At 65.7% G+C, this 9,666-nt stretch carries 9 protein-coding genes; 4 read left to right on the top strand and 5 right to left on the bottom strand.

Annotated features, from left to right (window positions below; translation table 11 throughout):
- Nucleotides 1-87 precede the first annotated feature (87 nt).
- The 5 genes from AC3WUT_RS26030 to AC3WUT_RS26010 all read right to left on the bottom strand — a co-directional run bounded on the left by AC3WUT_RS26030 (nucleotide 88) and on the right by AC3WUT_RS26010 (nucleotide 4,816).
- A complete protein-coding gene (locus AC3WUT_RS26030) occupies nucleotides 88-762 on the bottom strand; it encodes a TetR/AcrR family transcriptional regulator (RefSeq protein ID WP_492349968.1) in 675 nt (224 codons plus the stop codon).
- A 135-nt stretch (nucleotides 763-897) separates the two neighbouring features.
- On the bottom strand, nucleotides 898-1,902 hold the full coding sequence (locus AC3WUT_RS26025) for an ABC transporter substrate-binding protein (RefSeq protein ID WP_492349967.1): 1,005 nt from the start codon (nucleotides 1,900-1,902) through the stop codon (nucleotides 898-900).
- A 79-nt stretch (nucleotides 1,903-1,981) separates the two neighbouring features.
- On the bottom strand, nucleotides 1,982-3,124 hold the full coding sequence (locus AC3WUT_RS26020; RefSeq protein WP_492349966.1) for an ABC transporter permease: 1,143 nt from the start codon (nucleotides 3,122-3,124) through the stop codon (nucleotides 1,982-1,984).
- On the bottom strand, nucleotides 3,121-4,005 hold the full coding sequence (locus tag AC3WUT_RS26015; protein WP_492349965.1) for an ABC transporter permease: 885 nt from the start codon (nucleotides 4,003-4,005) through the stop codon (nucleotides 3,121-3,123). The genes AC3WUT_RS26020 and AC3WUT_RS26015 overlap by 4 nt, the downstream gene beginning before the upstream one ends.
- The gene (locus tag AC3WUT_RS26010; protein ID WP_492349964.1) at nucleotides 3,992-4,816 is read right to left on the bottom strand and encodes an ABC transporter ATP-binding protein; all 825 of its coding nucleotides are present in this window, start codon (nucleotides 4,814-4,816) and stop codon (nucleotides 3,992-3,994) included. The genes AC3WUT_RS26015 and AC3WUT_RS26010 overlap by 14 nt, the downstream gene beginning before the upstream one ends.
- A 488-nt stretch (nucleotides 4,817-5,304) precedes the next feature.
- Between AC3WUT_RS26010 and bcsD the strand changes: the two genes are divergently transcribed.
- The 4 genes from bcsD to bcsA are packed head-to-tail and all read left to right on the top strand — an operon-like array spanning nucleotide 5,305 to nucleotide 9,652.
- On the top strand, nucleotides 5,305-5,778 hold the full coding sequence (bcsD, locus tag AC3WUT_RS26005; protein WP_492349963.1) for a cellulose biosynthesis protein BcsD: 474 nt from the start codon (nucleotides 5,305-5,307) through the stop codon (nucleotides 5,776-5,778).
- A gap of 39 nt (nucleotides 5,779-5,817) precedes the next feature.
- Nucleotides 5,818-6,675 carry a cellulose biosynthesis protein BcsP gene (bcsP, locus tag AC3WUT_RS26000; protein ID WP_492349962.1) on the top strand — a complete coding sequence of 286 codons (858 nt, stop codon included), beginning with the start codon at nucleotides 5,818-5,820 and terminating at the stop codon, nucleotides 6,673-6,675.
- Nucleotides 6,672-7,445, top strand: a complete 774-nt coding sequence (gene bcsQ / locus AC3WUT_RS25995) for a cellulose biosynthesis protein BcsQ (RefSeq protein WP_492349961.1) — start codon at nucleotides 6,672-6,674, stop codon at nucleotides 7,443-7,445. The genes bcsP and bcsQ overlap by 4 nt, the downstream gene beginning before the upstream one ends.
- Nucleotides 7,442-9,652, top strand: a complete 2,211-nt coding sequence (gene bcsA, locus AC3WUT_RS25990) for a UDP-forming cellulose synthase catalytic subunit (protein WP_492349960.1) — start codon at nucleotides 7,442-7,444, stop codon at nucleotides 9,650-9,652. The genes bcsQ and bcsA overlap by 4 nt, the downstream gene beginning before the upstream one ends.
- The last annotated feature ends 14 nt before the right edge of the window (nucleotides 9,653-9,666 follow it).

Raw genomic sequence — 9,666 nt, 5'->3', positions numbered from 1 at the left:
GAAGACGCCAAACCCGAGCACATCACCGCCGGCTGCAACGTGCTGCTGCAGGCCATGCTGGAGCGGGCGGGCTGAAGCGTCGCCCCCTCAGGGGGGCGTCAATCCACACCCTCGCAGCACCAGCCCCACCACATGCTCAGTCGCCTCAGCATAGTCCTTGGGTGAGAGCGCGCTGCGCCCCAGCACGGCAGCGATCTGCACATCAAAGTCGGCATAGGTCTGGGTGGCAGACCAGATGGTGAAGAACAGGTGCACGGTGCTGACCGGCGCCATGCGGCCCTGGGCCACCCAACCGTCGAGCACGGCGGCCTTTTCGAGCACCAGGTCGCGCAGCTCGGTCTCCAGCAGCGTCTGCAGCACCGGCGCCCCATGCAGCAGCTCATTGGCGAACACCTTGGAGGCATGCGGGCGCTGCTGCGACAGCCGCATCTTGTCGCGGATGTACCCCCCCAGAGCCACGGCCGGGTCGGCCTCGGGGGTGATGCCGTGCGTGGGCGCCAGCCAGTCGCTGAGGGTGCGCGCCAGCACGGCCCGGTACAGGTCTTGTTTGTTACCGAAGTAGTAATGCAGGTTGGCCTTGGGCAGGTCGGCCGCTTCGGCAATGGCGGCCATGGTGGCGCCGCTGAAGCCGGCACCGGCAAACACGCGCTCGGCAGCCTCCAGGATCAGGCTCTCGTTGGCCTGTCGGATCTGGCCTTTGGCGGCATCAGCAGCGGCCGCGGAGGCCGCCGGGGCAGACGGGAGCTTGGGGACGGAAGGCATGGGATCTCTTCAGAGGAAAAAAGCGGGCAGCGCCCCATCGGGCGCCTGTGCAAACACACAGGGGCGAAGGATACGCTGCCCGCGGGGCAGGCCTGCCGCTCATGCGCAGGCCGAGGAGGTGACCGAACCAGCCCGTCAATGCTGGGCGGCTTCCCACACCACATGGCTGTAGGCGGCCTTGCCCGGGTCTTTCTTGATGACCGGCGAGCTACCGCCGTTGAGCAGGACCTTGACCGTGCGCTCGTAGGCAGCCGGGTCCAGGTAGCCGATCTTGTCGGTGCCCGCCTTGCTGATCAGCTTGGCCACGTTCTCCATCTGGCGCTTCTGCACCGCCACGGTGGCGCTGCCCGAACTGTCTTGCGCCACCACGATCTTGGCGGCCTCCTCGGGGTTCTTGACGGCCTCGTTCCAACCCTTGAAGGTAGCCTTCAGGAACTTGCCCATCTTGGCCACAAAGGCCTTGTCCTTGAGGCTGGATTCGAGCACATACAAGCCGTCTTCCAGCGAGGCCACGCCCTGGTCCTCATAGAAAAAGGTCACCAGGTCGCTTTCCTTGACGCCGGCATCCACCACCTGCCAGTACTCGTTGTAGATCATGGTCGAGATGCAGGCGGCCTGGTTCTGCAGCAGCGGGTCGACGTTGAAGCCTTGCTTGAGGATCTTGATGTCGCTGTCGGTCTTGTAGCCCAGCTTGGCCATCCAATTCAGGAAGGGGTACTCATTGCCGCCGTACCAGACGCCCAGGGTCTTGCCCTTGAGGTCTTTCGGGCTGCTCACGCCGCTGGACTTCTTGCAGGTCAGCATCAGGCCCGAGCGGTCAAACACCTGGGCGATGTTGACCAGAGGCACGCCGGCCTCGCGCGCCGCCAGGGCGTCGGGCATCCAGTTGACGATGGCATCGGCCGACTTGCCCGCGATCACCTGCACCGGCGAGATGTCGGGGCCGCCGGGTTTGATGGTCACGTCCAGCCCGGCCTCTTTGTAGAAGCCCTTGGCCTGGGCCACGTAGTAGCCCGCAAACTGGGCCTGAGGCACCCACTTCAGCTGCACCGTGACCTTGTCGGCCGCGTGCGCGGCGGCACCGCCCAAGGCCAGCAGGGCTGCCAGCACGCCAGCGGACAAGCGAAAAGAACTCTTCATGGGACGCTCCTTGTGATGAAAAAAGACAGACAGGGGTGAAAGAACACAGAACAAGCGATGCGCAGCCGGCCTTGCCGCCTCAGCCCCGCACCGAGGGGTGCCAGAACGCCACCCGGCGCTCCAGACGCACGAGCAAGGCGTAGGCCAGCGAGCCGGTGACCGCCGCCACCGCGATCGCGCCCCACACCAGGGCCATGTTCATGCGCGCGGCCTCGGTGGAGATGCGAAAGCCCAACCCGGCCGTGGGCGAGCCGAAGAACTCGGCCACGATGGCGCCGATCAGGGCCAGCGTGGCATTCACCTTCAGCGCCCCCACCACAAAGGGCGATGCGGCGGGCAGGCGCAGGCTCCACAGCGTGCGGCCATAGCTGGCGGCGTAGCTGTGCATCAGTTCGCGCTCCAGGCGCCCCGCCGACTGCAGGCCTGCCAACGTGGACACCAGCATCGGAAAGAAGGTCATCAGCACCACCACCGCCGCCTTGGACGGCCAGTCAAAGCCAAACCACATCACGGCAATCGGCGCCACCCCCACCAGAGGCACCGTGCTGGTCAACGAAGCGATCGGCAGCAGGCCACGCTGCAAAAAAGGCTGGCGGTCGATGGCCACCGCCACCGCAAAGCCCAGGCCCGAGCCCAGCAGCCAACCGACCACCACCGCCTTGAGCACGGTCTGCACAAAGTCGCCGCCCAAGATGGCCGCGTGGGTCCACAAGGCCTCCAGCACCAAGGCTGGCGGGGGCAACAGCACCCTGGGCACCTCCAGCGCCACGGTCAGCAACTGCCAGGCATACAGCACCCACAGGCCGAACAGCAGCGGCGCCAGCGCCGCATCGAAACGCTGCCCTTCGAGTGCTGCACAGCGCTGGATGGTCAGCACCGCCAGCGCGCCCAGGCCCAAGGCCCCCAACCAGAACCCGGCCGCGGCCGGAGCGGCTGCCTGTGCCGGCGGCAGTTGCAACCAACCGATGGCGGCCAGACCGGCCATCGCGGTCAGGCCCAATGAGGCCGCACGGCCGCTGGGGCGCAGCCCCAGAACAGCAGCCAGCACGCCCAGCAGTGCCGCCAGCCAGGCCGCCGGCTGGGCCAGCAACGATGACATGGCGGGCGCGGCACCCTCGGCTTCCAACACCATCAGCGGCTGCAGCGCGCACAGCAGCCAAAAGGCCAGCGCGGCCACCGCGGTGAACTGCCCGGCCTGGCGCACGTTTGCGGTGCTTGTCATGAGCGCCTCCTGTTGCGCAAAACCCATTGCTCCAGGCCCGCCATCGCTCCTGACAAGGCCAGACCCAGCAGGGCCGACATCAGCAGGGCAGACCAGATCTGCACCGTGTTGCCGTAGTACGAGCCGGTCAGCAGCCGCGCGCCCAGGCCGGCCTGGGCTCCGGTGGGCAGCTCGGCCACCATGGCGCCCACCAGACCGGCGGCAATGGCCACCTTGAGCGACGGGAACACAAACGGCAAGGCAGCGGGCAGGCGCAGCAACCAAAGGGCCTGCCATCGGCTGGCCGCATAGGTGTGCATCAGTTCGGTCTCGATGCGCTGCGGCGAGCGAAGGCCCTGCACGGCCGCCACCGTGACCGGGAAAAAGCACAGGTACATGGCGATCACGGCCTTGGGCAACACGCCGCTGAAGCCCAGGCTGCCCAGGATCACCAGCACAATCGGCGCAATCGCCAGCACGGGAATGGTCTGCGAGGCCACCACCCAGGGCAGCAGGGCCCGGTCCAGCGTGCGTGAATGCACGATCAGCACCGCCAGCACGCCCCCGAGCACCGTGCCCATGACAAAGCCCAGCAGGGTGGATTGGCCGGTCACCCACACATGGAACATCAGGTTGCGCGGCGAATCCAGCGGCCAGTCCACCAGGCTGGACCAGAAATCCAGTGCGATCTGGTGCGGCGCGGGCAGCACCGGGCGCTGCAGGGCCCAGGTGGTCTGCACCAGGTCGATCCAATCCCAGGCACCGCGCGGGTTCAACACCCGCTCGATGGCCCCGGGGGCATTCAGCCAGATGGCCAAGGCATACCAGAGCAGCACGATGGCCGCCACGATCACCGCCACCGGGCCAACCGAGCCGCCCCAACGGGTGTCAGTGGTGCCCATCGGCCAGCGCCTCCCGCACTTCGTGCGCCATCTGCATGAACTCGGGCGTGTCGCGCAGCCCCAGATGCCGCTCATCGGGCAGGCGCGACTCGATCACCTTCACGATGCGCCCGGGGCGCGGCGACATCACCACGATGCGGGTGGACAGGTACACCGCCTCGGAGATGGAGTGGGTGACAAACACCACCGTGCGCCGCTCGCGGCACCACAGTTGCTGCAACTGCTCGTTGAGCCCGTCGCGGGTGATCTCGTCCAGGGCCCCGAAGGGCTCGTCCATCATCAGGATGCGTGGCTCGAACGCCATGGCGCGGGCAATCGACACCCGCTGCTGCATGCCACCCGACAGTTGCCAGGGGTATTTGTTCTCGAACTGGGCCAGGCCCACCCGCCCCAGTTGCTCACGCGCCACCGCCAAGGCTTCGTCCTTGGCCCGGCCCTGGATCTGCAAGGGCAGCATCACGTTGGCCAGCACGGTGCGCCATGGGAACAGGGCCGGCGCCTGGAACACATAACCGTAGGCCCTGGCCTGACGCGCCTCGCGCGGGCTCACGCCATTGACCAATACTTCGCCCCCCGAAATCGGCTCCAGGTCGGCGATCACACGCAGCAAGGTGGTCTTGCCGCAGCCCGAAGGGCCAATCAGAGAGACGAACTCCCCCTGGGCGATGGTGAGATCCACCTCTTGCAGGGCACGCACGGGCGCGTCGGCAGCCGGATAGATCACGCTGGCGGCGCGCACCTCCACAGCGCGGCGCGCCGTGGGCACCGCCATCGGGTGGGCGGGGGGTGTTTCATTCAGAAGAGACGACATGGGGCAATCCAAAACCTAACCAAATGGTCAATTTCAGAAAACCCAAAGCTAAATCCGTGCCAGAAAAAATGCACCAGAGCAGGCACAAAGCACTGCCGGCCCAGCCCCGACCGCACCAAAACCTGTCGCGGTGGTCTGACACCAGCCACCGACGGCACTGACTTGAGTCAGAGCGTGTCGCACCGAAGTGGCCGCGGGTCAAGCTGCGGCGGGTGAACTCTGGCCGTCACGCAACCCGATACAGACCGGCACAGGAACAGCCTCGACAAGACCCCATAAAAAGAGAAAATCAGCACCAATCAGTATCGAAAAATCATATATCACCCCAGTGAGCGCAAAAGCCCCGTGGACTGATGGCCAGAACGTGGCCAATTTCACACCGTGGCAACAGGATGTTTTGTTAACATTTAGCAACCATTTGAGGTAGGGGATCGACAAAGGCCCCGGTGCCGGATACACCTAATAACATTTGAGAACAGGGTTTTGCCATGAGCGATGTCAATTCGGGTCAACCGACAGACGTGTCCGAGCACTTGGCACGTCAGCAGTGCGCTCGCCAATGGCGGCATTTCCTGCACGCGCTGGCGGCTGAATTCACCGCCGCGCTCCCCCCCGCCGATCTGCGCGCACTGAGCCGACGCATCGGCCTGCGCTTTGCCACCGAACTGCCCCTGCCCCCGCAACCCACGCTGGCGGGAGTGCAAGCGGCCATGTCGCGCCAATGGCAAGACCTGGACTGGGGCTGGGTGAACCTGGTGCAACAAGCCGACCATGTGGAGATCGCCCACTTCTGCTCGCCATTGGCCTCTGCCTTTGGTGCCTCGGCCACGGACTGGGCCAGCGGTTTCCTCGAAGGGGTCTACCAGCAATGGTTTGAGCAGCAGGGCGCACCGGGCCTTGTCGTCAGCCAGACCCAGGCCACCGACGGCTGGGGCAGCGTCAGTTTCCGGCTTGGCCGCTGAGCCAGCCCTAGGCCCTGAAGCCTGTCAAAGAGTGCCCCAATGACCAAATCTGAAGACATCGTCAACCTGTTCCAACAGTTCGGCGGACAAGTTGACGACTACCAGGAATTGAGTCGACAACAATCAGCCGCGCAGGCCAAGAAGCGCTGGCCCCTGCTGTCCGCGCTGGAGTTGGGCCAGGCCACGGCCGCCACAGCGCCGGGCGTGGCCGCGGCCGAAGCCCCCGTGACCGCCGGCCCGATCGAGTTCCGTCCGGCCCCCATCGCCCCCCCTGTTCAAGTGCTGGCGCCGAGCGGCCAGCACCTGAGCTCAGCCGAACTGGCATTGGGCACGCCCGCACCCGTGCCCGCACCCGCACCCGCACCCGCACCGGTCGCTGCCGCAGTACCTGCTCAGCCCCCAACACCTGCGCTGGCGACCTTCGCCCCCGCACCTGCGGCTGCTGCGGTGGCAGCTGTGCCCACACCCACGCCAGCGCCGGCCGCGCCTCCTTCCGTTCAGGCCCCCACGCCGATGCATTGGCCCGCCCCCACGGCCACAGAGGCTGCAGCCAGCCCTGCGGTGTCCGCGGCTTGGGCGCCGGCGGTGCCTGCCGCACCGGTTCGCGCACCAGAGCCCCCCCTGCAGGCAGGGCTGGCCCCGGTGTTCTCGCAGCCAACGGTCCCTGCTGCAGTACAGGCGCCACTGCCAGCCCCCCGCGCGCTCACCAGCACGTCGCCGCTGGCCAGTCTGGCTCAAACGATCCAAGCGGCACCGACGCCTGCGGCCCCCGTCCCACCAAGCACAGAATTGCAAGGCATTTTTGACCGCCTGGCCGGTCGTGCCGAAGTGGCACCGCCACCACCGCCACCGTCAGGTCTGGCGGCCTTGTGGCAGAACCTGCGAGGTGGCGCATGAAGGTGCTGGCCGTTGTCTCCTCCAAGGGCGGGGTTGGAAAGACCACCGTCACGGCCAACCTGGCCTGTGCGTTGGCACGCCAGGGCCGCACCGTGGTGGTGCTGGATCTGGACCCTCAAAACGCCCTGGGGCTTCACTTCGGTGTCAGCCCGAGTGAGTTCCGAGGCATCTCGCGCGCCTCCTTGGCCCAGCAGAGCTGGAAAAGCGTGGTGTTCGAAAGCCGGACCGGCGTGTATGTGCTGCCCTACGGGGTCGTCAACGAAGACGATCGTGACCGTTTTGAGCACCTGATCGAGACTCGCCTGTTCTGGCTGCGCGATCAACTTCAGGCCTTGAATCTGCCGCCCGATGCCGTGGTGCTGCTGGACACCCCGCCGGGCCCATCGGTCTACCTCAAGCAAGCCTTGGCCGAAGCCCACCTGGCCCTGGTGGTAGTGCTGGCCGACGCGGCGTCCTACGCCGCCTTGCCGCTGATGCAGCGGCTGGTGCAGACCTACTGCACAGGCCAGCCGAACTTCTCTGAAGCGCTTTACGTGGTCAACCAGGCCAACAACAGCCGTCAACTCTCCAAGGACGTGTCCAACGTGATCCGCTCCAGCTTCGGCGATCGCGTGGTGGGCACCATCCATCAGGATCAGTCGGTCGGTGACGCCCTGGCCAATGATCTGTGCGTGCTCGACTACGAATCGGGCAGCCAGGCCGCCAACGACTTCCGGGCCTGCGCCGAGAAAATCGCCCAGCGCCTGTCCACCAGGACCGCCACCGCATGAGCACCTCCTCGCCCTCGAGACCGGCTGTGCCCGGCTCCAACGAAGACACCCAGGCCGACCCCAGCAAACGCTGGGGTCGTTTTCTGAACAGCGTCACGGAGTCGCCGATCTGGAACCACCCGGTGGCCCAGTACGCCACCGGGATCCTGGCCTTTTTGCTGTTCCTGCTGGTGATCAGCGTCCCGCTGGACCTGACCGAGCAGGTCATCTTTGCGAGCACCACGTTTGCGGTGGCCCTGCTGCTGCGCAAGACCAAGGGCCGGGTGACGACCCTGACCATGATGACGCTGTCGATCTCGGCCTCCACCCGCTACATCTGGTGGCGCCTGACCGACACCGTGGGGTTTGAAAACCCGCTGGATGCCTTCTTCGGCTTCGGCCTGGTGGCCGCTGAGCTGTATGCCTTCACCGTGCTGCTGATCGGCTATTTCCAGACCATCTGGCCTCTGGGTCGCAAGCCGGTGCCCCTGCCCGCCGATGCGTCAAGCTGGCCCAGCGTGGATGTTTTCATCCCCACCTACAACGAACCGCTGGACGTGGTGAAGCAGACCGTGTTCTCGGCCATGAGCCTGGATTGGCCAGCCGACCGCCTCAAGGTCTACGTGCTTGACGATGGCCGACGCAGCGACTTCCGCAAGTTCTGCGAGGACGTGGGGGTGGGCTACAAGATCCGTGGCAACAACCGCCACGCCAAGGCCGGCAACATCAATGCAGCCCTGGCGACCACCGACGGCGAGTATGTGGCCATCTTCGACTGTGACCACATCCCGACCCGCTCCTTCCTGCAGGTCTGCATGGGCTGGTTCCTCAAGGACGACAAGATGGCGATGCTGCAGACGCCACACGTGTTCTTCTCGCCCGACCCCTTCGAGAAAAACCTTGAGACCTTCCACCGCACCCCCAATGAGGGCGAGTTGTTCTACGGCGTGGTGCAGGACGGCAACGACCTCTGGAATGCCTCGTTCTTCTGTGGCTCCTGTGCCGTCATCAAGCGCGCACCGCTGATGGAAATCGGTGGCGTGGCCATCGAGACCGTGACCGAAGACGCCCACACCGCCCTGAAGCTGCACCGCAAGGGCTACAACACGGCGTACCTTGAAATCCCGCAGGCTGCTGGCCTGGCCACCGAAAGCCTGTCAGGCCATATCGGACAACGCATCCGCTGGGCACGGGGCATGGCGCAGATCGGGCGGGTCGACAACCCCCTGTTCGGCCCCGGCCTCAAGATCGGCCAGCGGCTGTGCTACCTGAATGCGCTGCTGCACTTCTTCTATGGCCTGCCACGCCTGATCTTTCTGACGGCACCGCTGGCCTACCTGCTGTTCGGGGCCCACGTGTTCCAGGCCACGGCCCTGATGATCTCGGCCTACGCCCTGCCTCACCTGGCCCACGCCAGCATCACCAACTCGCGCATCCAGGGCCGTTACCGCTACTCGTTCTGGAACGAGGTCTACGAATCCGTGCTGGCCTGGTACATCATGCGCCCGGTGCTGATGGCTTTCATCAACCCCAAATTGGGCAAGTTCAACGTGACGGCCAAAGGGGGCGTGATCGAAGAGGCCTACTTTGACTGGGGCATCGCCCGCCCCTACCTGGTGCTGCTGATCGCCAACCTGTTCGGCTTCGCCGTCGGTGTGTGGCAGATGGTGTTCCAGGACAACCCCGAGATCACCACCCTGTTCATCAACATGCTGTGGACGGCCTACAACATCGTGTTGTCCAGTGCCAGCCTGGCCGTGGCCAGTGAAAGCCGCCAGGTCCGCGTCACGCCACGGGTGGCGGCCGCACTGCCCGCAGCCATCCGCCTGGACAACGGCAAGGTGCTGACTTGCCAGACCGACGACTTCTCGCAGCAGGGCCTGGGGCTGACCGTGCCGGACGGGGTGCAGATCCCCACCGGCACCAAGCTGCAGGTGTCGCTGTTCCGCTCGGACGAAGAAGGGGTTTTCCCGGCGGTTGTCACCTTCGGCGGCAAAGGACGGCTGGGTGTGCGTTTCGACAACCTGAGCCTGGCCCAGCAGGCCGAATTGGCAGCCCTGACCTTCTCCCGCGCCGATGCCTGGGTCACCACCTGGGGCCAGCGCCAACAGGACAAACCCCTCAGCTCTCTCGGCGGCGTGCTCGCCATCGGCGTGCGCGGCATCAACGAATTGACAAGCAACATCGTCAAATCACTGCGCCTGCGCCGGACCTCCAACGCCAAGTGACCCTAGGCCCACAG

It is taken from the genome of Curvibacter sp. EU05-FHT14A10 (assembly GCF_058791075.1).
The sequence above is the reverse complement of the archived record's forward strand: the minus strand, read 5'-3'. Positions and strand labels throughout refer to the sequence as shown.